This window comes from Psychrobacillus vulpis (assembly GCF_006861825.1).
Lineage (GTDB): Bacteria > Bacillota > Bacilli > Bacillales_A > Planococcaceae > Psychrobacillus > Psychrobacillus vulpis.
Genome location: NZ_VDGI01000009.1, coordinates 30580 through 56986, shown reverse-complemented (window position 1 = coordinate 56986; position 26407 = coordinate 30580). Strand labels below are relative to the sequence as shown.

Genomic DNA, 26407 nt, shown 5'->3' with positions numbered 1-26407 from the left:
GGGGTCTTCGACGAACGCTATTCCCGCAGGAGTGTCGCCTTTTTCAACGATTTTCTAGAAATGAAGAAGTCCTTATAATTCGACTTTGCTATATGAGGCTGTCCAATAAACCAATTAATATGAAAATCGTTGAAACGGCTCCCTTTCCGCGGCGTTGCCTCAGCCTCCTCGCTACGCTGTGGGGTCTTCGACGAACGCTATTCCCGCAGGAGTGTCGCCTTTTTCAACGATTTTCTAGAAATGAAGAAGTCCTTATAATTCGACTTTGCTATATGAGGCTGTCCAATAAACCAATTAATATGAAAATCGTTGAAACGGCTCCCTTTCCGCGGCGTTGCCTCAGTCTCCTCGCTACGCTGCGGGGTCTTCGACGAACGCTATTCCCGCAGGAGTGTCGTCTATTTCAACGATTTACTAGAAATGAAGAAATCCTTATAGTTCGACTTTGCTATATGAGGTTGTCTAATATTCCAGTAAATAAGAAAATCGTTGAAACGGCTCCCTTTCCGCGGGCGTTGCCTCAGCCTCCTCGCTACGCTGTGGGGTCTTCGACGAACGCTATTCCCGCAGGAGTGTCGCCTATTTCAACGATTTTTCTAGAATGACAAAAGGTATCGAGAAGGAGACTTCTCGATACCTTTTGTAGACAGAAATTAAATAATATAAGGTCCAATTAAGAGGAATAAAATACCCAAATTCATAAACGTTGTATAGAGTACACACGTATTAAAATTATCTTCAGATATCTTATAACGTAGAATAAATAATGGAACTGCTGAAAGAATGCTAGAAATAATTAATAACAATGCAAAATGCCAGTTTTCCGTAATAAAAGGAATACTATTTACTATATTTTCAATAGAAGTAAATCGATATAAGAAATACATTTGGAGACTGAGTAAAGCAATAAGATGAACAATAAATGCAGTTTGATAAGTACGAGCAAATTTCATTTTATCCAATAAAAACATCGATCCATACGAAACGAGTAAAGTAGGAATGATCCAAGCAAATGAAAAGAGAATAAGTAGAAAGCCATTGAAGAACTTAGTTAACAATGCATAACTTGCTGCTTTATAATCTCCTTCCATTATTCTATTCGTATCTTGTTTTATTACTTCATCTGAAGAAGAATATTGAAGATATCGATTTGCTCCTTTCATTTTAAAATAAGCAACAGTTTGTTCATTTAAAAGAACAGAACGTTCATAACGGCTTCCCGGTTTCGTCACAGCATTCGCTTGAATCGTATTACCTGTGAAATTAGCAACAAAGATTTTACTAACTTTTTCTCCAAATTGATCATAGAATGTTGATGAAAACGTAATAAGCGGTCCATGTTGTCCTTGATAAAAACTCGGAAATTGAATGTTTTTTAACTTTAGACCTGTTTGACTTTCAATAAATGATAGTTTGGTAAAGGTAGGTGATTGATTCAAAGAAAGATCAAATGTTGCTGATTCGATAATTTTGGTGCTTGACCCACCTGCTATTATTTTTTTGTCTAATACTAAGGTATAACTATCTTCTGTTTGTTGGAAAATATGTATAGACGAAAGAATATCTTGAGAACTTATATTGAATTGAAAGAGTTGAGATACTCCATCTGCTAGATTATATAATGTATATAACTCTTCTTCCTTGTTTTCTGTTACTATAAAGATTTGATTTTCCAAGCTAGTAGCATAAGATACGGGCTCATCGAATTTGAACTGTTGCTTTTCAGAAGATAGCGGACTATTTAGAACGACGATATTATGATCTTCCGTCCAGTAAACAAGTGTATCACCTGTTTTAGAAAAATTTACAACATTGTTTGCGATTTCTATTTCTCCCGATGAAACATTCGAATGTATAAGGGTGCCATCTCTTATAAAATAGGAGTCCGTTTGATTGCTCCAACTGTCTTTATATGTGTTTAATGATTCGATCGTACGATTCTCTTCACACTTCATGTCGTTGTCACAAGATAAAACAACAAGTTTCTTGAAATCTAGTAAGCTTATCGTATAACCATTTTCTTCTGGTAAACTTTGAAGCTTAGAAAAATTGCCCTCAATCGAATCACCTGGAATGGAACGACTCCATTGTTTTGATGGAAGTTCAATTTGTTCTTGAAGTGTAGACCAATAAAGGTATCCGATTATACTTAACACAATAAAGAAGCTAATAAATATAAGTTTGTTTTTCAAGATGTATCCTCCTTTGCACTTACTCTAATTCAATATACCTCTATTAAAATCCTCTTTTTTACATAAGATAGTAGAAATATACTCAAAATTATATTATTTAAAGTGTATTATATTCTTGTAAGACTGTTGTAACTTCTAGTTGTTTTTGGTAAAATTAATATTGTTGTGAACGTTCTTATCAGGAGGTGGAACAAATGCATGCGTTGTTATTGATTTTACTTGTCATCGTATCGCTCGCATTAATCGTTGTTGTGTTGTTACAATCAGGGAAAAGTGCAGGTCTTTCAGGAGCCATCTCTGGTGGAGCTGAGCAACTTTTTGGAAAACAAAAAGCTCGAGGCATGGACCTTGTATTACATAGAGTAACGATTGTACTTGCAGTGTTATTTTTTGTATTAACTATTGCTGTTACAAAATTTTAAAACAGTTGTGAACCGCCTGACCAACTTCTGATTGGTTAGGCGTTTTTTTTACCTAATTCAGCATGCATTTGGTTATAATGCATAATAAGGATAGAGTTTTAGACACCACAGATTAAATAATCCGATGAACTATTTTCGGAAGATAGCTAGTTGAAGTAGTGAATCTGGGTGTCCAAACGCCATGGTAAATTTGATCGGAGGTATTTTTTACATGCGAATATCAACACCAAAACCGTTCTTCTTTGAAGCAGGGAAGCGTGCTGTCTTACTTCTTCATGGTTTTACAGGCAATTCGTCTGATGTTCGAATGCTCGGACGATTTTTAGAGAAAAATGGATATACTTCTTTAGCTCCACACTATAAAGGACATGGAGTACCACCCGAAGAACTGCTTGAAACTGGTCCAACCGATTGGTGGAAAGATGTCATGCGCGCCTATGATCGTTTAAAGGCTGAAGGCTATGAGGAAATTGCAGTAGCAGGATTGTCCCTTGGAGGAGTATTTTCATTAAAATTAGGGTATACAGTTCCTGTAAAGGGGATTGTTACGATGTGTTCGCCAATGACAATGAAAACGACAGATGTCATGTTTGAAGGCGTACTTAAATATGCAAGAGAATATAAGAAGTATGAAGGAAAAACAGAACAACAAATAGAAGAAGAAGTAGAAGCAATTCGTCAAACACCTATGGAAACTTTATCGGAACTAAGAGAATTTGTTTATAATGTTCGAGATAATGTGGATCAAATATATGCTCCGTTATTCGTAACACAAGGTGAAAAGGATACAGTTATAGATATAAATTCTGCTAACATTATTTATGATGAAGCAGAGTCTATAGAGAAAAGTATTAAATGGTATGAAAACTCGGGTCATGTCATTACACTTGGTTCAGAAAAAGAAACATTGCATAAAGATATATTAAACTTTTTAGAGTCACTCGATTGGAATGTGTAAAACAATCCAAATGTGCACACGCTGAAAAAGGAGGGATGTAACATGGAAAATTTAAAAGAATCACTACTCGAATTAATGCGATCCGATGAATATGAACCATTAACGACGAAAGAAATTGAAGAGCATTTTCAATTTGAGTATGCAGAAGAGTTTAAAGAATTAGTGAAAACACTTGTTCAAATGGAAGATAAGGGATTAATTGTTCGTTCTAGATCAAATCGATATGGTGTTCCAGCAAGAATGAACTTAATCGTAGGAAAATTTATCGGGCATGCCAAAGGTTTTGGATTCGTTGCACCGGAAGAAGACGGTATGGATGATATTTTTATCCCGCCGACTGAAGTAAATGGTGCAGTGAATGGAGATAAAGTACTTGTTCGAGTTTCCCAAGTAACTTCCGGTGATCGAAGAGAAGGTTCAATCATTAAAATTACAGAAAGAGGGATTTCCCAAGTAGTAGGAACATTCCAGGATAATAAAGGATTCGGCTTTGTCATTCCGGATGATAAAAAAGTTCCGATGGACGTATTTGTTGCTAAAGGTGATACACTTGGAGCAATTGAAGGTCATAAAGTAATAGTAGAAATTACGGATTGGCCAAATGAAAGAAAGTCTGCAACTGGAATAGTTACGAAAATTCTAGGGCATAAAAATGATCCAGGTGTCGATATATTGTCGATTATTTACAAGCATGGCATTACGATTGACTTTCCTGAAGAAGTAATCAATCAAGCAGAATCTGTTCCAGATAAAATTGATGAAAAAGATTTAGACGATCGTAGAGATTTACGGGAAGAAGTAATTGTCACAATTGATGGAGCAGATGCAAAAGACTTAGACGATGCAGTTACCGTTACTAAGTTACCAGATGGGACGTATAAACTTGGTGTACATATCGCGGACGTAAGTCACTATGTAACAGAAGAATCCCCTCTTGACCGTGAAGCTTATGAACGAGGAACAAGTGTATATTTAGCAGATCGTGTTATTCCAATGATTCCGCACCGACTATCAAATGGCATATGCTCATTGAACCCACAAGTTGATCGTTTAACATTGTCTTGTGAAATGGTTATTGATAGTTCTGGTATGGTTAAGTCGCATGAAATATTCCAAAGTGTTATTAGAACAACAGAGAGAATGACTTATTCTGACGTGTATAAAATTTTGGAAGAAAAAGATGCAGCATTAATGGAGCGTTATGAAGATTTAGTTCCAATGTTTGAACTGATGGCAGAGTTAGCAGCTATATTAAGAGAAAAACGCAAAAATCGTGGTTCAATCGATTTTGACTTCCCTGAAGCAAAAATTTTAGTAGACGATAATGGCTGGCCAACAGATGTTGCAATACGCGAGCGTACAGTCGCAGAGCGTCTAATTGAAGAATTTATGTTAGCTGCAAACGAAACGGTAGCAGAGCATTTTAAATGGATGGATGTTCCGTTTATTTATCGTATCCATGAAGACCCAAAACCTGAAAAATTACAACGCTTCTTCGAGTTTTTAACGAATTTCGGACTTGTTGTAAAAGGTACTGGTAACGATATACACCCGAAAGCACTACAAGAAATAATTGAAAATATTGAAGGAATGCCCGAAGAACCTGTCATTTCAACGATGTTATTAAGATCGCTTCAACAAGCAAAATATTATTCTGATTGCTTAGGACATTTTGGTCTATCGACAGAATATTATACGCATTTTACATCTCCAATTCGCCGTTATCCTGATTTAATTGTTCATCGATTAATTCGCACGTATTTAGTAAATGGAGATGTGTCACAAACTACTATTAATCACTGGGGCGCAATCATCGATGAAATTGCGGAGCATACGTCTAAGCGTGAAAGACGTGCAGTAGATGCTGAACGCGATACAGATGCACTGAAAAAAGCACAATACATGGCAGATAAAATTGGAGAAGAATTCGAAGGTATCGTAAGCTCTATTACAAACTTTGGTATGTTTATCGAGCTACCGAATACGATAGAAGGACTCGTTCACGTCATGAATATGACCGACGATTATTATCGTTTTGATGATCGCCAAATGATGATGATCGGCGAGCGTGCCGGAAAACAATTCCGAATCGGAGATGAAGTAACGGTTCGTGTTTCGGAAGTAAAACCAGAAGAATCTGCAATTGACTTCGAAATCGTAGGAATGAAAAAAGCATTCCATCGAACTAGAAAAGAAACACCGAAAGTTATCCACGCGAAGAAAAAAGAAGGCTCTCCAAGAAGAGAAAAATCGAACCCAGGTCCGAAAAAAGAAGTAAAACAGAAAAAGAAATTTTACGAAGCAGTTGCAAAAAAACAACAAAGAAGAAAACGTAAGAAAAAATAAAGGAGCGATTTATCGCTCCTTCCAAGTATTTGCGAGGTGAATAGTGTGGCAAAAAAGCATGATGATAAAGTGCTTGCACAGAACAAAAAAGCGGGCCATGATTACTTTATAGAAGAAACAATTGAAGCTGGGATTGTGCTACAAGGTACAGAAATCAAATCCATCCGCAACGGAAAAGTTCAATTGAAGGACGCCTTTGTGCGCATACGAAATAACGAAGCTTGGATTTCCAATATGCATATAAGTCCATACGAACAAGGAAACCGCTTCAATCACGACCCTTTACGATCCAGAAAATTACTTTTACATAAAAAGCAGATTAGCAGTTTAATTGGTGAAACAAAGAGAGAAGGTTACACGATTGTACCTCTAAAAATGTATGTCAAAAATGGCTATGCAAAAGTATTAATCGGAATCGGAAAAGGGAAGAAAGACTACGATAAACGCGATGTCTTGAAGAAAAAAGAAGCAAAACGAGATATTGAAAGAGCATTCAAAGAGCGTAACCAATAAGGGTAACCAACACTGGTAGAATGTCTCACTTGAAATTTGACCTAATTTGATGTATAGTTAGCTATGTAACAAAGCTTACATTATTCCATAAACGGGGACGTTATGGATTCGACAGGGATAGTCTGAGCTTGAGTTGCGCGTCGGAGGCTCGGCTCCGTAAAAACGGACCTTATAATAACAGGCAAAACAAACAACAACTTAGCATTCGCAGCGTAAGCTCGGATCTGCTTTATCTATCCATCGCCCATGTGGCTAGGTAGAGCTCAACTTTAGTGGGATACGGTTGGTAGTGCCACTTGAGCTACCAACAAGAGACTCTCAAGTTAGCGTACAGGACGCCCGCTTGTCGGCATAATGCTACGCGAAACCTAAATAGGCAAGATACACGCGTAGAAGCTTAAGTGTTAGAGTTTCTGGACGCGGGTTCAAATCCCGCCGTCTCCATACATAAAGTGGCTGCAAACGTGGTCATATCAACGATTTAACAGACTAGGGATATTGAACGGGAGTTGAACTCTTGGGCAATATCCCTTTTCTAATCCCTATGGAAAAATGACATATTTGAACAGTTCGTAGACCTTCTAATCAAAATGAATGGGAGGTTTTTTATTTGTCTAATAGAAAGCGTAAGCATGGCAAACCCTTATGTAAGTGCCTTTGTAAAGAAAAGAGCAAATGGTGTTTGCGAACTGTACGAACAGCCTGCACATTTTAATGATAAAAATGGTAAACCATATTTAGAATGTCATCATATCAAATTTTTATCTCAAGGTGGCCTGGATACTATTGAAAACTGTGTGGCATTATGTGTTGTGTGTCATAAAAAAGCACATATTGTAGATGATCCTGAAGACCGTTTAAAGATGATGAAGAAAGCTGGTTTTGATAATCCGTTACAAGAAGTGTGGTAATATTATTGTGATGTGTCAGGTATTCAGTCACAAAATAAAGTAGTTTTGTGAAGTTACGAAAATTCATAGCCCTCAAGTATTTAAAATATACAGCCTTTTATTTTTAACAATAGGGTGGATATTTTTTATTATAATGATACTGATAATAATTTATGTAAGGGATGATTGAAATGACTTTCGGAAAAACAATTAAAATGTTTTTAATCGATGGTGATCCAAGTGGAAGACTTACTTGTGAGTTATCAAATTGGACAGGTTTAGCATACAGAATACCTCGAACTGAAGTGAAAAAATGTGGTGATCGACCTAACTTGAATTCTACTGGTGTTTATATGTTGTTTGGAAGAAACCACGATGACAAAGAAGCGGTTTACATAGGAGAAGCTGAGGAAGTTTATACACGATTACAAAGTCATTTACGTGAAAAAGATTTTTGGAACGAAGTGATTGTATTTATTAGCAAAGACGAGAACTTAAACAAAGCTCATATAAAGTATATTGAAAATAAATTATATGAAAAAGCTAAAGCTGCAAATCGTTATGATGTATTGAATGGAAACATCCCGCCAATGCCCGCTATATCGGAAGCTGATCGTGCGGAAATGGATGAATTTATTAGTAATTTAGTAATGATGGTAAATACTTTAGGTCATAAATTATTTGTAGAGATTAAAGATACCTCGGACTCAAATGACAGTGAACTTTTGTATTTAAAAGGAGCTCGTGGTGCGAAAGCCCAAGGAATTCAAACACAAGAAGGATTTGTAGTTTTACAAGGTTCCAGAATTGCGATTAGCATTGTAAATTCATATTCAGAGCGTTTAACGGCTAAAAGAAATGAATTAATTGATTCGAAGAAAGTTCAAATCATAAATGATGAATATGTAGTGATGGAAGACCTATTATTCTCTAGTCCATCAACAGCAGCAGAAATTGTACTGGGGAGAAGCGCGAATGGGTTGATTGAATGGAAGGATACTTATGGTAAGAGTATAAAAGAATTGAATTAGTTGGTATAGTTAATTTCTATAATCAAAATAATTTAGAATTAGTAACGGTGAACCGTACCATAAGTAAATGAGGTTTTTCTTTTATGTTCCCGCTTACAATCAAACATGAAATTTCAAAGCAAGAAGCACAAACTTTAATTGTTTACGAAGATGCTAAACGTCGTCGTTCTTGGGCATCAGAACCAAAGATACGTAAATATGACTATGTTTTCAATGGAAGGCTCAGAGTAAGTATTCGTAAGGGCAAATATTTTAGAGATACAGATAACTTAAAGATCGAATCCAGGCTTGGAGAGATTTTAATAGAGTTATATGAAGAATCTGAAGTGGTTCGTATTGAGCGCGAAGCACGTGAAGAGGCAGCTCGTAAACGTGAGGAAGAGGCTAGTAAAAAACGGCTGTGCCGAAAATCCGATTTTTATTGGAATTTTCAGCACAGCTTTTTAAATAGTGGGTAATTGTCAGAATTGCTTTTGCACCAGGTGCAAAGTGTAATGAATTGAGATGATGGATTGATTAAAAGTGTATTAAATACGTTTACTACCAAGTTAAAGAGGATGAGTAGGTAAATTTTTTAAAAGAAATAAAAAATATATTTAAATTAACTATTTACAATACTAACTTTATGTATTACTATTAACTTAACAAAACATACTGAATCATGAAAGGCGGAATGTAAGATGAATTTTATTGATTTTAAGTTACAAGATGCAGCGACGATTTGTACTGACGCACTACAGTCAAGAGGTTTCCAAGTGAAAAAGTGTAATGGACATATTGAATTTTTACAATCAAGCAGTAAAAACGATCTGGTCGAAGCAGTTGCAATTATAAATAAGTTAGCTGTACCTTGTGTAGTAAAGGGACAAAATTCAATTGAAATCCTTGTGAATAAGTTACCGCTTAGTTTTTATAGCAAAGTAGCTAAATTTGGTGGACAACCTTATTGTATTCCATTTGCAATGCAACAAACAAATTGGCGATATTTTCACAATCATCGTTTCGATGTTCGATTAGATGCACTTAAACTTGAATATAACATGGCCGCATTTGTAAAGGCTGCAAATTTAGCTGGAATTCGAGTTGTATCTGGTTGCAATGGCCATTATAAAAATTCGCCGAGATTTCAAGTGATTGGGGAATATTATGGAGCATGGTTTGAGATGATTCAACAGCTGTTTATGCACGAACTTTCATTAAACTATCAATGGGAAGTGTTATACCAAGGAAACACAAAAGCAGAAATCCGAGCGGTCGGTAATGATTGGGATATGGATCGAATTCATCAAGATACGTTGAAAATGGCAGAAAGATTACAGCAGCACGCTAAAGAAATTCGAGCTATCAAAGAACAGATATTTGTGAAACAGGCAACGGAACCAAAGCAATTTGTAATAAACAAACAGTATAAACAATTAGTACAATGGATGATGCAACAATATGAAAAGAAGGTTGCATTTAATTTTTAAAGGCAGTAAGATAGTATTGAAAATACTATAATCGTGTATGCAAAATAATGCAAGGAAGTAGGTTTACTTAATTATGAAAGATCTATACAGCTTTATTGATAAAACAAGAGGTAATTTACCGTTACAGGAAACATATGAAGTAGCGAAAGCAATAGTTGCAATTGGCGATACGAGCATTCTGCGAGGTATTGCCAATTCAGCAAATGTGTTTGAAGCATTAGAATATCAAATTTCGCAATTAGGTTATAGCAGTATGACAAAAGAACAATTGAATAGCGTGGTAATTGTACTTTCTTCAAAACTAATGTCTAGCTTTATAATTGATTTAATTTTAGAGGTTGCCAAGGCGCTTGAGGTAAATAAAGCACTTGAAGTATTTGATTGGTTCGTACAACAAGTAGAGGAAAAGTCTGGTGTTTTAAAAGCCGATTCAACACAAACAGCGATTGTAAAAAGCTATTTCGATGTACAACAAAATGAAACAGTATTTAGCGGTCGAATTGGAAAAGGGTTTGAAATGACTGAGTTACTAGGAGAGAAAGAAAATGTCTCAATCTATGCGCAAGATTTTGCACTCAACGATTTAGCCATTGCGGAAATTCGTTTGCATTTAGCAGGCTATAAAAATACTGACATTAAGCTCGGAAATATTTTATTTAAGCCGGCTTTTGAAAATCAAAAATTTGATTATGTTTACGACACACCGCGCTTTGGCTATAAACCGAATTCTCAAGAAATGGAGCAATTGAAGTTCGATTCGCGCTTTAACTATTTTGGTGTTCCGTCAAAAATGAATGCGGATTTAGGGTACTTAGTTGCAGGGGTTCAAACTTTAAGTGAGCGTGGTAAAGGGGCATTTTACTTTACGACAGGAGCATTATCCCGTGGTGGTGCAGATGAAAAAATTCGTGAGCGCTTAGCGACGAAAGATGTAATTGAAGCGGTTATTGAGTTCCCAGGGGGCTTTTATGCGCCGGCAACAGGCATTTCATCGGTCTTAGTTTTAGTGAATAAAGCAAAAAGTGAGCAAGCAAAAGGAACTATTTTATTTATTAATGCGGCTACATTATCAGAATCTATTCGTAGAAAAACTTCGCTTACAAAAGATGGACTTGCTGAGATTATTTCAATTTTATCAGAGCGCAAAGAAGTGAAAAGCATTTCGAAAATAGTTGCTACGCAGGAATTAATAGACTATGAATTATTACCAAGTCGTTATGTGTTTGAAAATGAAATTGTACTAGACTCTTATGGCTTAGTTGAAATTGACTTGCCAGCATTTGATAAGGTGAAAACATTACGATTAGAGGATATTGCAACGATTTACCGCGGTTATAATGCACTACCGAAAGATGAAAATGTGAATGGTAATGTAGCGCTACTGAAAATTTCGGATATTGTGGATGGTGAAATTCAAGAAGCTGGTTTAACACGCTATGAGCTAGGTGGCCGAGTGAAACTAGATAATTACACCCTTCAAAATGGCGACATTGTTCTTTCGATTCGCGGGCAGCTAAAGTTAGCAATGTTTGAAAGCGAACGAAAAGATGTATTGCTATCGCAAAACTTCATTGGGATTCGTTGCAAAGCTGATTTTGATCCAACATTTTTGAAGTTATATTTGGAATCGCCGTTAATGCAATTCATTATGCAAAACAATCTAACGGGTTCGACTATCTTGAATTTATCGACGAAGGATATTGAAGGGTTCATGATTCCACAATTGCTGTTAGAACAACAGCAGGAAATCGTGAATGAATACAAGCAACAGCAACTTGAGCTGAAACAGAAATTAGACGAGATTTTGACACAATTGCAGGAATCGAAACTACATGCTTATAAACAAATGGGCATTGGACAAACATTTACATTAAAATAGACAATAAGAAATGGTGTCAACCAAGGCAATATTCTACATGGAGGTTATGGAAATATGATTACAGGTGAAATTAAAAATAAAATCGATAATATTTGGACAACGTTATGGACGGAAGGAAATACAAATCCGTTAACAAACATTGAACAATTAACATATTTACTATTCATTAAAGGCTTAGATGAAGGTGAATTGACTAAAGAAAATGAAGCAGTGTTTTTAGGGCTTGACTATAAAGGCATTTTCTCAGAAATACCAGCAGACTTTACAGATATGCAAAAGCGACACTGGGCAATGATGCGCTGGACACAGTTTAAAAATTTACCTGCACAAGATATGTATGAAGTAATGGTGAACACAATTTTCCCGTTCATCAAAACATTAGGTGGTAAAGAGGAATCGGCTTTTTCAAAGTACATGAAAGATGCAATGTTTCAAATTAACAAGCCAGCAACATTACAAAAGGTTGTAACAGCACTAGATAGTATCCCAATGGAAGACCGTGATACACAAGGGGACATTTACGAGTATTTATTATCTAAGCTGCAAACGTCAGGTACAAACGGTCAATTCCGAACACCGCGCCATATTATCAATATGATTGTGGAATTAATGAAACCATCACCAGAGGATACAATTATCGATCCGGCAATGGGTTCAGCAGGCTTCCTCGTTTCAGCGAGTGAATATTTGCGTAAAAATTATAAAGACTTATTTTTAGTGCAAGGCTTAAACGAACATTTCCATAATGACATGTTTTTCGGAAACGACATGGATACGACGATGTTACGTATTGGTGCGATGAATATGATGCTACATGGGGTGGATGCGCCAAATATAGATTACCGTGATTCATTATCTGAGGGAAATAAAGATGCAGATAAATATACATTAGTATTAGCGAATCCACCATTTAAAGGTTCATTGGACTACGAAGCAGTATCAAATGACTTATTAAAAGTAGCGAAAACGAAGAAAACAGAGTTGTTATTCTTATCGCTTATTTTGCGTACGTTAAAAGCTGGTGGACGTGCAGCCGTTATCGTACCAGATGGAGTATTATTCGGTAGCTCAAATGCCCATAAAGCGATTCGTAAAGAAATTATCGATAACAATAAATTAGAAGCGATCATTTCTATGCCTAGTGGTGTATTCAAGCCATATGCTGGAGTTTCAACGGGTATTATAATTTTCACGAAAACAGGTACAGGTGGAACGGATAACGTATGGTTTTATGATATGAAAGCGGATGGGTACTCATTAGATGATAAACGCGCACCAATTGAAGTGAATGATACAGAGGATATTATTGCACGTTTCGGTAACCTACAAGGTGAAGTTGACCGTAAACGAACAGAACAATCATTCTTTGTATCAGTTAATGAAATTCGTGAACAAGGATATGACTTATCGATTAATAAGTATAAAGAGATTGAGTATGAGGAAGTAAGTTATGAAAGTTCGACTGTAATTTTAACGGAAATTAATAAACTTGAACATGAAATTCAACAAGGTTTAAAAGAACTTGAAATGATGTTGGAGGGCTAAGTAGTGAAATTTAAAGATATTAAGCTATCAGAAATTACGGAATTAATAACTAAGGGTACGACACCAACAACATTAGGTTATGCATTTCAAAGTACAGGAATTAATTTTGTTAAAATTGAGTCGATAGATGAAAGCGGCACTTTTAAAAGTAATAAATTGGAACATATTTCAGAAGAATGTAATGAAAAACTTAAACGTTCTAAGTTGAAAGAAAATGATATTCTGTTTTCCATTGCAGGTGCAATTGGTAAAGTTGCGGTAGTAACAAAAGAAATATTACCAGCTAATACAAATCAAGCCTTGGCAATTATTAGGTTGAAAGGTGATGTAGTAAGTATTCCATATTTGTTATATTTTTTGAAATCTGATTTTGTAATAAAACAGTTTGAAAAGAGAAAACAAGGAGTAGCTCAACTTAACCTCTCTTTAAAAGATATTGGGGATTTAGTTATTAAAGTTCCTGAAAAAAATATACAAAATAAAATTGTCCGAATTCTTAATCAAGCAAAATTGCTAGTAATAAAACGTCAATCCCAAATCATAGCATTAGATGAATTAACACAAAGTTTGTTTTTAGAGATGTTTGGGGATAACATTAAAAGTAATTTTGAAAAGCAAAAAATCGAATATCTATCTGATGGTAAGAAACATGCTATAAAAGCAGGACCTTTTGGATCTGCTTTGAAAAAAGAATTTTATGTAAAAGAAGGCTATAAAATTTATGGTCAGGAGCAAGTAATAAGAGATGAGTTGTCATACGGAGATTATTATATAGATGAAAAGAAGTATCAAGAATTAATTAATTGTAGCATTAAACCGGGGGATATATTAATAAGCTTAGTTGGTACATTTGGTAAATTAAGTGTAGTACCAAATGATTTTGAACCAGGAATCATAAATCCACGTTTAATGAAAATATCTCTTGAATCTAATAAGGTGAATCCCTATTTCTTTAAGTATTTAATGTCCCTTCCTACAACACTACAGCAAATTTCAAATAATGCTCATGGTGGTACTATGGGTATAATTAATGTAGGGATTATAAAAGAATTTAAGATAATAGTTCCACCGATAGATAAACAATTAATTTTTGTTAACAAGATGGAGGAGATAAAGAAAATTAAAAGTTATAATCAAAAATCCCTTGCTGAAATGGAATGTTTGCTCAATTCATTACTCCAACAAGCCTTCAAAGGAGAGCTATTCTACGAACAATAACCCTAACTCACAAAGGAGATGAGTAAATGTTGAACTTCGATTTTATAAAAGATAAACAAACCTTTAATAGCTTTGCCAATGCCTGTTTTGAAGCGGAAAAGGCTATGCAAGTAAGCCCTGCGACGGTTGCGATTTTGTCGCGTCGTGCGTTGGAGCTTGCGGTTAAGTGGGTGTATCAGTTTGATAACGATGTAAAAGTTCCGTATCAAGACAATCTTTCAAGTTTAATTCATGATCGCCACTTTCTAGGGATTATAGATGAAGAACTTTTACCAATGATGAAATATGTCGTGAAGCTTGGTAATGCAGCTGTACATACGAATGTTGCGATTACGCGTGATGAGGCAGTACTTTCTCTTCATAATTTACATCAATTTGTTTCGTGGATAGATTATTGCTACGCAGAGGAATATACGGCGACTGATTTTAATGAAGCGTTACTATACGACGCAGATTACAAACGAGAGCGTCCTGAGGAATTAAGTAATTTATATGAAAAGCTAAGTGCAAAGGACCAATCACTCGAAGAATTACGTAAGCAAAACGAAGAGCTTCGAGAGCTGTTAACTGCAAATAGAGTAGAAGCACAGGAAGATTATGATTTTGATGTTGATACGATATCGGAATTCGAAACACGTAAACGCTATATCGACTTAGATTTAAAATTAGCAGGCTGGGAAATCGGCAAAAATGTTGAACTAGAGTATCCTGTAGCAGGTATGCCGAACGTAAAAGGTGAAGGTTTTGTCGATTATGTATTGCGCGGAAAAAGTGGCAAAATTTTAGCCGTTGTCGAAGCGAAACGTACATCACGTGATCCGAAAGAAGGGCGTAATCAAGCGAAGTTATATGCGGATTGTATAGAGCAAGCACAAGGATTACGACCGATTATTTTCTATACAAATGGCTTTGAAACGTTTATTTGGGATGATAATTACGCTGCTAGAAAAGTATCGGGTTTTTATACACAAGATGAGCTGCAATTGTTAATCGACCGTAGTCAATTAAAACAGCCGTTAACAAATATCAACATTAACGACAACATTACAAACCGCTACTATCAAAAAGAGGCGATTTTAGCGATTTGCGATACGTTTAGCAATAACCAACGTAAAGGGCTACTTGTAATGGCAACGGGTAGCGGTAAAACACGAACTGCCATTTCGTTAGTCGATGTATTAACGAATAACCATTGGATTAAAAATGTGCTATTCCTCGCAGACCGTACTTCTTTAGTAAAACAAGCGTTTCGTAACTTTAATACATTGCTACCAAATTTGACGTTAAGCAATATGGTAGAGAAAAAATCAGATCCTGAAGCCGCTCGTATGGTATTTTCTACGTATCCAACGATGATGAATGCCATCGATGAAGTAAAGAGTAAAGATGGTAATCGTTTATTTACAGTCGGCCATTTTGATTTGATTATTATCGATGAATCGCACCGTTCGATTTATCAAAAGTATAAGAGTATTTTTGATTATTTTGATGGGATGCTTGTCGGCTTAACCGCAACACCAAAAGATGAGCTAGACAAAAATACGTATACGATTTTCGATTTGGAAAATTGTGTGCCAACCTTTGCCTATGAATTATCAAAAGCCGTAGAGGACGAATATTTAGTCGATTATCGTACGCGTGAAACAACGATGAAAATTTTAGATGATGGTATTCGCTATGAGGACTTATCAGAAGACGAAAAAGAAGAGTTTGATGAAATTTTCGAAGACGATCCGCAAGTAAAAGATATTGATAGCTCAGCCATTAACAACTTTGTGTTTAACAAAAATACAATCGATCAAGTATTAAATGACTTAATGGAACATGGCTTGAAGGTTGAAGGTGGAGACAAATTAGGGAAGACGATACTCTTTGCGAAAAACCATAAGCACGCAATGGCTATTAAAGAGCGTTTTGACTTGAAATTCCCTGAATACGGAGGCAATTTTGCGGAAGTAATCGATTATAGCGTGGAATATTATCAATCGTTAATTGATGATTTTTCAACAACGGACAAAATGCCACAAATTGCTATTTCAGTAGATATGTTAGATACAGGAATTGATGTGCCAGATGTCTTGAATTTAGTGTTCTTCAAAAAGGTACGCTCGAAAACGAAATTCTGGCAAATGATTGGTCGAGGTACACGCCTACGTAAAGATTTATTCGGCCCGGGGATGGATAAGGAGTACTTTTTGATTTTTGACTATTTAAGAAACTTTGAGTATTTCCGTGAGAACGAAAAAGGGGAACAAACAAAAAATACCCAAACATTAACAGAAAAGCTATTTAATTCGAAAGTTGATATTGTGCGCGAATTGCAGTCGCTACAGTATCAAGAAGTGCCATTCATTTCATATCGTGAGCAGTTGTTGAAAGAGATTTTATCGGATGTCCGTGCTTTAAATGATGAAAACTTCCGTGTGCGTCAGTATTTACAATATGTCCATAAATATCAAAATGAGGCTAGCTGGCAGGCGTTATCAGTCGTACAAACAAATGAAGTAAAAGAAAACATTTCCTCGTTAATTGTACCGATTGAAGATGATGAATTAGCAAAACGCTTTGACCTTTTAATGCTGACGATTGAAATAGCAAGCTTGCAATCAAATAACGCAACGAAACCAATTCGACGTGTTGTAGATACAGCTGAAGCACTTTCAAAGCTAGGTACAATTCCGCAAGTATTAGAGCAAAAAGATGTCATCGATCAAGTGCGAACAACAGAGTTTTGGGAAACAGCTTCGTTAGCAGATTTAGAAAAAGTACGTGTGGCAATGCGTGATTTAATTCGTTATATCGAACGCTCAAATCAGAAAATCTACTATACCGATTTCCAAGATGAAGTAATGACTGTTGCCGAAAATGCTTCTATTTTAAACGTCAATGACCTCCAAAGCTATCGCAAAAAGGTCGAGCATTACTTAAAAGAGCATCAGCACGAAGATACACTTGCAATTTACAAGCTACGGAATAATAAATCTTTAACGCAGCAGGATGTTGCATATTTAGAACAAATCTTGTGGACGGAGCTTGGTTCAAAAGAGCAGTACGAAAAAGACTACGGTGATACACCAGTAACAAAGCTTGTTCGTAAAGTAGTAGGGCTAGACCGCCAAGCAGCTATTGAGGCATTTTCAGCGTTTATTTCAGAGCAAAATCTAAATCTCCAACAAACGCAGTTCGTCGAGATTATCATTGATTACATCGTGAAAAACGGTACACTAGAGCGCCAAGCATTACAGCAAGACCCGTTTAGTTCAGTAGGTGGGATAATGGTAGTGTTCAAAGACCAGCTGCCAAAAGCGCGCGGGATTTTGGATATTATTGATCGAATAAATCGGAATGCGGAGGATATATCTTAATTAAAATAGAAAATATTATTTTGATATTATTTAAGGAGTAAAGGAAGGGATATTATGAGTGAATTACAATTATCCGGTAGTGCTTCATTGACTGTTAAAGAAAATATTTCATCATATGAAACATCTTTGAAAAGTTTTTTAGAATTCAATAATCTGCCTACTGAAAATGTTTTAACTGCAGTTCCACAACGAATTGTAGTATTTTCAAATGTTGATAATGCATTAATAAATTTACCCACTGAAGTTAAAAGTACATCAAATTATATTTCAAAATTTATAGCAGCTTCGAGTGCAGGGTTATTTGATGCAGCTTTAAACTATCTATGGAATGAAACGATTCAAGAGTTGCGACGGAGAGTAGCGCAATATGATTTAGGTTATTTTTATGATACAGCCGTTGCCAGCCCAGAAAAGCGCAAAAGTTTAGTAGATGAAGAAGATTTAGAGAAACTAAGTGATGCGGAATTAATTTATGGTGCGAAAGAAATTGGGTTAATTTCAGATGTAGGATTTCAGCATTTAGATTATATAAAATATATGCGGAATTGGGGTAGTGCAGCGCATCCTAATCAAGTAGAAATAACAGGATTACAATTAATTTCATGGCTTGAAACGTGTATTAACGAAGTGATATCACTACCCCTCTCTAACGTAACTTTAGAAATTCGAAAATTATTGTCCAATGTAAAAACAAATACATTAACTGCCGACAATGCCAAAGTTATAGGAACTTTTTTTGATACATTAACTAACGATCAAATCAATAATCTTTTATCAGGTTTCTTTGGTATATATACAAGAAAAAGTACTTCTGAACAGGTTAGAGATAATATTAAGTTGATACTCCCATACTTATGGGGCTTTACAAATGAAGAGCAGCGTCATACTATCGGTATAAAATATGGGAAGTACTCAGTTAACAACTTTGTGGAAGAAGAGAAACTTGCTCGTGAATTTTTAGAAATTGTTGAGGGTCAATCTTATATACCTGAAAAAATTAGAGCTACAGAAATTGATACGGCTTTAGATGAATTATTAATAGCACATAGAGGTTTGAATAATTTTTATTCCGAACCAGCTTTTGCAAGAGAAATGAAAAGGTTAATTGGTGAAGGTGAAATCCCTGATACGATTAAAAATAAGTATATAGAATCTTTGGTGGAAGTTTTTCTAAGTAATGGTAGTGGTATTACTTGGAATGCGGAACCGGTATATCAAGAATTATTGGCGAAGTTTAACAATGAGATGGCCTTGAAGGCTATTTTAACTATTTTTGATAAACGTATCAAGGCTTTAATTAGCAATAGTAGATTACGAAAAGATCAGTATTTTAAAATGGTTAGCTTACTTAAAGCTAAAGTCACTTCTAAATCTGCTCAAGAACTAATTGATTTGATTTTAGAATTTACAGGTCCCATTGATAAAATTGAGTTGGATGCAAAGTTCAAAAGGTTGTCTGAACCATTATTGAAACTTTTATAGCTTAAAATAGGTGATTCTACTACATCTATATTTAATGTCTGTACCATGACCAGCACTCACCACATTGTGAGGCTGTCGCTTGGTTGAAGTTAGCATAATATAATCTATGAACGGATTCCGAATAGAGGAGTTCGTTCTCTTTTTATTGAATGTATATAGATAAAATAAATTATTTTATCGATTTGGAGATGTTGATATGTCAATAGTAATAATAGGAGTTATTGCATTAGCAGTTGTTGGTGCAATAAACTATGAAAAGATAATAACCGAAATTCAGTTTAGAGGATGGAAAAAGAAAATTGAAGGAATTCACAATTATGATCCTGATGTTGTACGTAATAAGCTCAATAATATTGCCCATCAGTCTTTTTCGCTTTCTGGCGAAAAGCTTCCTTACGGTCGTGCAAAATGGTTTGTAAATAGTGATTCTACTTTCAGGAAAGCTATTGATGCTAACGACCTTGAATTTTACGGCTACTCTCCAATCAGAAGCAAAGAAGAACTGGAATTTAAAGAGTATGGTATCTTACTAGCTCAAGAGGGGATTTTTGCAAGCTATCAAATAGTTGAGCAAGATAAGAAAAAGGGGAAAAAGGAAAAGGGTACAATAACTTCGGAATTTTTTCCATTTGCAGGTCTTTGGAAAGTTAAATATATTCCAGAACAAAAGGTAATTAAGTTCTACTATTTCAGAAGGAAAATTCAAAAGCTTCACATAGATGGTAATGAACAATACGCTCTAGCATTAGTGCTAACTATCAACTCGCTTATTAATACTGGATATACAAATGATATTGAAACAGGCATCATCAAAGAAAAGATCCAAGTTGATTTTGATAAATATGAAAAAAACTTGATGACAACACCGGGTGCTATTCCTTTATCAATAGGTGCAATGGGGACGGTTTATGCTAATGTTGATTCACACTTTCATGAGGAAGTTTTAAATGGGATTGTTAACAATCCTCAAGGACATGGATTTGCTGCTGAATATGCAAATGATTTAATAGACAAAATTAAGCATCCGTTTTTGAAAGTACAAAGAGTTGGGCAAGGCAATGCTAAGGATGGTGCTGATCGTGTTGTTGGTTCAACAAGAATTCAAACAAAATATTTATCTAGTGCAAGAAACTCTGTAAACGCTGCGTTTAAGTCAAAAGTAGATGGAGGAGAATACAAATATGGTGGTATGCAACTAGAAGTTCCTAAGGATCAATATAATGAAGCGATTGAACTAATGAAAGGGAAAATAGGTGAAGGGAAAGTTCCAGAACATTCAAATCCAAAAGATGCTTACAAGATAATTAGAAAAGGACAGGTTACTTGGACAGAGTCTAAACTGATTGCTAAGGGTGGCAATCTTACTTCATTAAAATACGATGCACTTGACGGAGTTGTTCAATCCTTGCCAGTTTCAGGAATAAGTTTTGCTATTGTGTTCGCACAAGCAAAATGGTCTGGTGCTGAAACAAAAGACGCTGCTGTTATGGCAGCAAAAGCTGGAACTAAAACTTTAGTAATGGGAACGGTAGTTTATGCGGGATCGCAGCAAATTACAAAAATTATGACTGCTAGGATCGCTTCACAAACGGGTAAAAAAATCATGGCGGAAACAGTGGCTAAACGTTCTGGTATGGTTATTTCATTCGGTATAGTTATGGTGCCTAATATCTTCAATTCGCTCACAGGAAGAATTTCAAGTCAACAGTTATTAAAGAATACTCTAGTGGCAGGAGGTGGTTTTCTGGCAGCAGTTGGTGCAAGTGCAGGTGCGGGCGCCTTGTTAGGCTCCGTAATTCCTGGTGCGGGAAATGTTGTCGGTACTGTAGTGGGGGCATTTGCCGGAGTTGCTGGTGGAATCGTCGGAACGGTTGGTTCTAAGAAAGTCATTGACCATTTCATTCAAGATGACAGAATCGAAATGTTTGCTCAATTAAAAGAAGAGTATATTGATATAGTAATGTCAATTAGTATGACGGATGCTGAATTTACGGAAATTCAAGAAATCGTGTTTAATAAGTCGTTGGAATCTAAACTAAAAGATATGTATAAAGCAAGCTACGATTTAGGTAGTCGCAGATATGCTAGAGAAAATATAGTGGAAGATGCAGTAGAACAAATAATTAAACAACGTTCGAAAATAGACGATTCTGAATTGATCGAAGGCGTTGAAATTGCTACTAAGGAGTTTTTTGCAAATGTATAGTGTTGTTACGAGTGATTTTTTTACTGATTACGGATTGTTTAAAAGTGCTAGTGAAAGTTGAACAAAAGAGTAGCTTTTCTATAAAATATTGGTGACACCCTTCTTTATAAATTTGGTTTCGTCACCATTTTAAGTAGAATACGAAATTGATATTTAGCAATTGGTATACAAGAATGTTCAGTTTCGACAAGAATTGAGGAGAGTTAAAACTTATCCTCCTAAAAGTATTACAATGATTAATAAACCCACCAGCACCACATGTGTTGCCATATACACTCCGCACATTGCGAAGCGGTTGCTTGGTTGGAGTTATTATAAGTGTAACCCCATAATATTCACTTCATTTTTAAAATAACTATGTATGAGTTTCCCGCTCAGTTTGGAATAATGATTTCGTGAAATTCGTGAGTAAAACACGATAAAACTCTCCGCCACAAGCCTTGGAAAAATGAATGGGTTCGAAAATTTTTATTAAAAATCGAGAAAAACGTGAACGATAATGTGTGGAAATGAGGGGGGATATTTTAAAGAGATGATGGTCAGATGGGGCCAAGGATCTGTAATAGATTCTTGGACTTCGACTGCTTTATTTTATAACAGTCAATTACTCCATTGAAGTATCACTGGATTAAGAATAGCACTGTGAATAATTTAAAATAATTAACTCTGAAAAATCTCCTCTACCTTTATTAGAGGTACTTACATTATAATATACTCTTTTATCAAGAATGGTAAATTCAGAGAATAGTGATTGAATAAAAGGGTCGTTATTTAGGGTTAGGAGAAATTTCCCTTTAATATCTTTACATAATAGGTATAAGTCTTCGTAATCTTTATCAGTAAAGTTACCGACGGGGTATGAAGTACGCCTTGTATTACGGTAAGGAGGATCTAAATAGAAAAAGGTTGTGTGACTATCATAGAATTTAATGATTTCTCTAAAATCTTTACACTCAATAGTCACATTAATTAGTCTATCGTAGGCTTTTTCAATATCATCCGGAAGCTTATCTAGTCTTAACCTACTTCTATCTTTAGCAGCACCAAATCCACTCCCGCCACCGTCAGGTAAACTCGCTCCTATACCAGCTTCTAATAGGTAATATAAAATATGGGCCTTTTCAATAGAGTCTTTATAAGAGTTACTTTTATATATTTGTTTGTAATTATTGAAACTTGTACGACTAATTATTTCATATTGAAAGCTTTTAATGAATTCTTCTTTTTGATTTCTTATTACATGCCAAAAGTTAAATAAATTGTTATCTAAGTCGTTGAGCACTTCCCATTTTGATGTTGGCTTGGCAAATAAGACCCAACCAGCACCGCCAAAAACTTCAACATAGCCTTCATGAGGTGGTATTATTGAAACGAGATGTTTTGCCAATTTGTATTTTCCGCCAACCCATTTAATTGGACTTCTCATATTACCCTCCATTCTTAGATAAGTGGGACTCATTATTTGTTGATATTTAAATATATATGGGGGGAATTACCTTTTTAGTACTAAAACATCAGCTATTAGCCCACAATATCAATGGAGGGTGTTAAATGGCTTTGTTTGATAAAATAGTAGAAGTGTTTAATGAAAACAACAATATCTGGATGACTACGAGAGATATTTATGAGCTCATTGATAAGAATATATTTGGGGAAAATAAAAATGGTCCTCAAGGACATATAAATATGATATCCAGAGATCTTTCACAACGTTATTCAGAGCTTTTTGAGGTGAATGAAAATTATAAGCCTAAAAGGTATAGATTAGCAACTACGGATAAGGATGTAATAAAACTAAATAAGAAATATTTAGTAAATGATATAAAATTATTCATAGGTGATAAGGTATATGAAGAAATCGCCTTTGAACTTGAAAATGAGTACGAAGATTTTGTCAAGAAGGCTTATAAAAACATATTTGGAGAGAATACAATATATTATGATGTCAAAAAAAAATTAGGTAGAAGAATTTGTGATGGTCTTCTATATGATTATGAATTGGATAGAGTTATTATAGTGGAAAATGAGTTAGCTAAACATGATTTATGGGGTCACATTATACCTCAAATCAGTGGTTTCTTGATTGAACTTAATAACGAAGAAGTAAGAAATAAGCTAAAATACAATGTAAATTGGGGAGAGTATGAACTTCAGATTATAAAGGCAATAGATAATTATAAATTTGATATTATTGTGGTAATCGATAGAATTACATTCAACATTAGAGAAGAAGAAAGACGAATTAACAAATATATGCAGCAAATTAAATCTGGAAGTAACTCGAAAATATTCTTTAAAGAGTTTAGAGTGTTCTTATCAGAAGATAATCATATGGTTTATCATGTGGAATAAGTGGCTTTATACAGCTGTGACAAGGAAAATATCCTGATTTTTAGTGATAACAGTCATTTTAGTCCTGTTTATCAGCACATAGAGTCCTTTTATATATTATCAGGAGCCAAAAATGAAGATCGGTATTTCAGAGTGAAGAAAGTCATGGAACCGTATTATGGAAAGTTGTTGAACCCGGGCTTTGGAGGACCAGTATATATAAGTTGAATGTAATGTTAGGTAACATATTATTTAGTCCGACCTTAACCGAGTCTGACTTTTTTTGCAAAGCCGGATACTACTGGTGAAACACAAAGTATAGAGAAGAATTAATTTAATCTAATATAATTGTTAAATTGAAGTAAATGAATCTATAAACTTCAATATAATGGCTCTACTATTTTTTTTTGTTGAGCAGTAATCTTTAGAAAGAATAAAAAAAATGCTCGCATAGCAGTAAAGAGTACCTTGATCTTTTAAGACTGCAGCTTGATCTTCAAGATCAATATGCGGAAGCACTACCACGTTCAATCACAGGGCTTCATCGCTTTTTCAAAATATATATCAAAGGATTCCGTGGAGCTGGTGAATTAAGAAATCAATTGATGAACACGAAATCATCAGATGAAGTGCGTGCATTGCTTGATAACTTTGGAAAAGAATGTTTATGGGACGGGGACAGTGAAACGATGTAACTCTCAAAAAGCTAGAGAAAAAATGAATCACATCAACTCATGTGTACTTATTTTATTCAGTTTCAAGTTCCTTTGCAGCCGGAAACTTTTGTTTTGATAAAGTCTGTTTTCTGAAGGAAAAGGGTCTTAAGAAAGTAGTAAACCCACCAGCATCCTTGTGTTGCCACATACACTCTGCACATTGCGAAGCGGTTGCTTGGTTGGATTTAGGTTAACGATTTACGAACGGATTCCGAATAGAGGAATCCGTTCTTTTTTATAGAATGTATTTAAAAGAACGATAGTAGATTCTTTAATTTAAATTAAAGGAGGAGTACTAATGAATGCAGAAGAAGTTTGGAAAAGTCTAGTTACAGAAAGTGTGGAAAATCGAACAGGACTAAAAACTAAAAGAGGGCTCCATTTCAAACTGGTTTCCAATGGAGAATTTTTGACTGTGTATAAATCAGAAATGGAACCATCTAGTAAGTTAAAAAGCCCTGCCCTATATACAAAGATAATTTTGAAAAAGTCTTTCCTTACTATGAAAGATGGTTGGCTGGGGAAAAAGGGATAAGCAAAAAAAAATACTTTAATTACAGTTAACTCTGTTTATATAATGGGGGCAACTAGCTATCTAACAAATCGGCGATAAATAATACATGAAATTTCAAAAAGCCGACTTTAATTTAAAACTATTTTAGTGCAAGTTAATTAAGAAAAACTTGGTTTATTAGTTGGAGTTTAATCCAAAAGCTCTAGAGCCTAGTTTTTCTTTATAAAAGCTTTCTTTTGCAATTACTTCATTTTTTAAAGACGATTTTGACATGGTTTGAAGAATTGTAAAACGGAAGTTATCAGCATAGTCAGGGTCTTTGTTAATTAACACTATTAATCGATTATTATTGCCATGTTTGCTTTGTGCATATACTTTCCATCTACCCAGTATTCCGTCTTTACCATAGGCAGAACCCACGTATTGAAGACCTGTTTCTTTGTCTACAATTAAGTAGATACCTGCTACATTAGAAAGCGTGTCATGCCATACTTTATTAGAAGTTTTATTATCAATAATATTTTTTAGTTCTTGATAAGTAAGAATAAAATCCAGATAACCAGGAAACTCTTTAACATAACCTTTGGGTAAAATCTGTACGACTTTTATAGATTTATTCTTAGCATTTTGACACCAGGTACGATCAGCGAAGTTTATAATGACGCGTCCTTTTAAATCTTCATATTTATTTATTTTTTCTAAAGTATATTTAAATTTACTATTAACTTTTGCTAAACCTTTAAATGATGCATTACAATTACTAGGAAAACCATTTACACTTTTTTTATCTTTGACTTTATATACACCTACAAATAGAGATTGACAATTTTCTATACCGATAGAAGAGATTAAATAATCTCCGATTTCAAATTTGTCCTTTTCCTGGTATGACTGATATAGTTCTAGCTCATTATTTTCATATACTTTACGGATTCCCTCTACTCCAAGACGAGGATCTTGATGTCTAACAATTTTAATACTATTGTTTGTATCTAATCCATACATTTCTAGTAATTTTAGTATCTCCATTTAGAATACCCTACCTTAATTATAATATTTTAATTTTAACATTTATATATAAAATAATTAAGGAAATATCTTTACTTTCCGAAGAGTTTGTTGCTGGAATGATTAATATCAACTAATATATCCGGCGCTGAAGAGAAGGATTGTAGCAAAGTATAATATAACTCTTAGACTACGAAGTGATAATATTCATCGAAAAAAAGGAAATGTTGATGAATATATCTAACTGAATCAAATCAAAATAGGAGAGTGATTCAAATGATGTCTGGAAGTATCAGTGTTAACAAAATTGTCATCAGATGGC

At 34.9% G+C, this 26407-nt stretch carries 19 protein-coding genes, 1 other RNA gene and 1 pseudogene; 18 read left to right on the top strand and 3 right to left on the bottom strand.

Annotation, left to right across the window (positions count from 1 at the left end; all coding sequences use genetic code 11):
* Window positions 1–653: 653 nt before the first annotated feature.
* A complete protein-coding gene (locus FG384_RS09805; RefSeq protein ID WP_142642424.1) occupies window positions 654–2192 on the bottom strand; it encodes a hypothetical protein in 1539 nt (512 codons plus the stop codon).
* Between the two features lie 194 nt (window positions 2193–2386).
* Here FG384_RS09805 and secG point away from each other — a divergent pair, with 194 nt between their 5' ends.
* The 15 genes from secG (at window position 2387) to FG384_RS09730 (ending at window position 21516) form a co-directional block, all read left to right on the top strand.
* On the top strand, window positions 2387–2614 hold the full coding sequence (secG, locus tag FG384_RS09800; protein WP_142642423.1) for a preprotein translocase subunit SecG: 228 nt from the start codon (window positions 2387–2389) through the stop codon (window positions 2612–2614).
* A 211-nt stretch (window positions 2615–2825) separates the two neighbouring features.
* Entirely contained in the window at window positions 2826–3572 is a 747-nt protein-coding gene (locus tag FG384_RS09795; RefSeq protein ID WP_142642422.1) for an alpha/beta hydrolase, read from the top strand.
* Between the two features lie 42 nt (window positions 3573–3614).
* Window positions 3615–5918, top strand: coding sequence for a ribonuclease R (gene rnr / locus FG384_RS09790; protein WP_142642421.1), 2304 nt, complete (start codon window positions 3615–3617; stop codon window positions 5916–5918).
* A gap of 45 nt (window positions 5919–5963) precedes the next feature.
* Window positions 5964–6431 (top strand): SsrA-binding protein SmpB, encoded by a 468-nt coding sequence (gene smpB / locus FG384_RS09785; protein WP_142642420.1) that lies wholly within the window; start codon window positions 5964–5966, stop codon window positions 6429–6431.
* Window positions 6432–6524: 93 nt separating this feature from the next.
* Window positions 6525–6878: a transfer-messenger RNA gene (gene ssrA, locus FG384_RS09780) on the top strand.
* Window positions 6879–7063: 185 nt separating this feature from the next.
* The gene (locus FG384_RS09775; RefSeq protein ID WP_205961776.1) at window positions 7064–7342 is read left to right on the top strand and encodes an HNH endonuclease; all 279 of its coding nucleotides are present in this window, start codon (window positions 7064–7066) and stop codon (window positions 7340–7342) included.
* 170 nt (window positions 7343–7512) lie between these two features.
* A complete protein-coding gene (locus FG384_RS09770) occupies window positions 7513–8352 on the top strand; it encodes a GIY-YIG nuclease family protein (RefSeq protein WP_142642418.1) in 840 nt (279 codons plus the stop codon).
* A gap of 83 nt (window positions 8353–8435) precedes the next feature.
* On the top strand, window positions 8436–8810 hold the full coding sequence (locus tag FG384_RS09765) for a hypothetical protein (protein ID WP_205961775.1): 375 nt from the start codon (window positions 8436–8438) through the stop codon (window positions 8808–8810).
* 222 nt (window positions 8811–9032) lie between these two features.
* Window positions 9033–9821, top strand: coding sequence for a hypothetical protein (locus tag FG384_RS09760; protein ID WP_142642417.1), 789 nt, complete (start codon window positions 9033–9035; stop codon window positions 9819–9821).
* A gap of 73 nt (window positions 9822–9894) precedes the next feature.
* Window positions 9895–11700, top strand: a complete 1806-nt coding sequence (locus tag FG384_RS09755) for an N-6 DNA methylase (RefSeq protein WP_142642416.1) — start codon at window positions 9895–9897, stop codon at window positions 11698–11700.
* A 54-nt stretch (window positions 11701–11754) separates the two neighbouring features.
* Window positions 11755–13245: a type I restriction-modification system subunit M gene (locus FG384_RS09750; RefSeq protein ID WP_142642415.1), complete on the top strand. Its 1491-nt coding sequence runs from the start codon at window positions 11755–11757 to the stop codon at window positions 13243–13245.
* A gap of 3 nt (window positions 13246–13248) precedes the next feature.
* Window positions 13249–14463, top strand: coding sequence for a restriction endonuclease subunit S (locus FG384_RS09745; protein WP_142642414.1), 1215 nt, complete (start codon window positions 13249–13251; stop codon window positions 14461–14463).
* A 26-nt stretch (window positions 14464–14489) separates the two neighbouring features.
* Window positions 14490–17828, top strand: coding sequence for a DEAD/DEAH box helicase family protein (locus tag FG384_RS09740; RefSeq protein ID WP_142642413.1), 3339 nt, complete (start codon window positions 14490–14492; stop codon window positions 17826–17828).
* Between the two features lie 54 nt (window positions 17829–17882).
* Entirely contained in the window at window positions 17883–19310 is a 1428-nt protein-coding gene (locus FG384_RS09735; RefSeq protein ID WP_142642412.1) for a hypothetical protein, read from the top strand.
* 196 nt (window positions 19311–19506) lie between these two features.
* Window positions 19507–21516: an N-acetylmuramoyl-L-alanine amidase family protein gene (locus FG384_RS09730; RefSeq protein ID WP_142642411.1), complete on the top strand. Its 2010-nt coding sequence runs from the start codon at window positions 19507–19509 to the stop codon at window positions 21514–21516.
* Window positions 21517–22144: 628 nt separating this feature from the next.
* Here the strand turns inward: FG384_RS09730 and FG384_RS09725 are convergent.
* On the bottom strand, window positions 22145–22942 hold the full coding sequence (locus tag FG384_RS09725; RefSeq protein ID WP_166462425.1) for a DNA adenine methylase: 798 nt from the start codon (window positions 22940–22942) through the stop codon (window positions 22145–22147).
* 125 nt (window positions 22943–23067) lie between these two features.
* Between FG384_RS09725 and FG384_RS09720 the strand changes: the two genes are divergently transcribed.
* The 3 genes and pseudogenes from FG384_RS09720 (at window position 23068) to FG384_RS09710 (ending at window position 25098) form a co-directional block, all read left to right on the top strand.
* Window positions 23068–23868, top strand: coding sequence for a hypothetical protein (locus FG384_RS09720; protein ID WP_142642409.1), 801 nt, complete (start codon window positions 23068–23070; stop codon window positions 23866–23868).
* 428 nt (window positions 23869–24296) lie between these two features.
* A pseudogene (locus FG384_RS09715) lies at window positions 24297–24542 on the top strand (tRNA-dihydrouridine synthase); the annotation flags it as partial.
* A gap of 319 nt (window positions 24543–24861) precedes the next feature.
* Complete coding sequence (locus FG384_RS09710; RefSeq protein ID WP_142642408.1) at window positions 24862–25098, top strand: hypothetical protein; 237 nt, start codon at window positions 24862–24864, stop codon at window positions 25096–25098.
* Between the two features lie 156 nt (window positions 25099–25254).
* Here FG384_RS09710 and FG384_RS09705 read toward each other — a convergent pair whose 3' ends face one another.
* A complete protein-coding gene (locus FG384_RS09705) occupies window positions 25255–26106 on the bottom strand; it encodes a GIY-YIG nuclease family protein (protein ID WP_142642407.1) in 852 nt (283 codons plus the stop codon).
* Window positions 26107–26407: the final 301 nt, after the last annotated feature.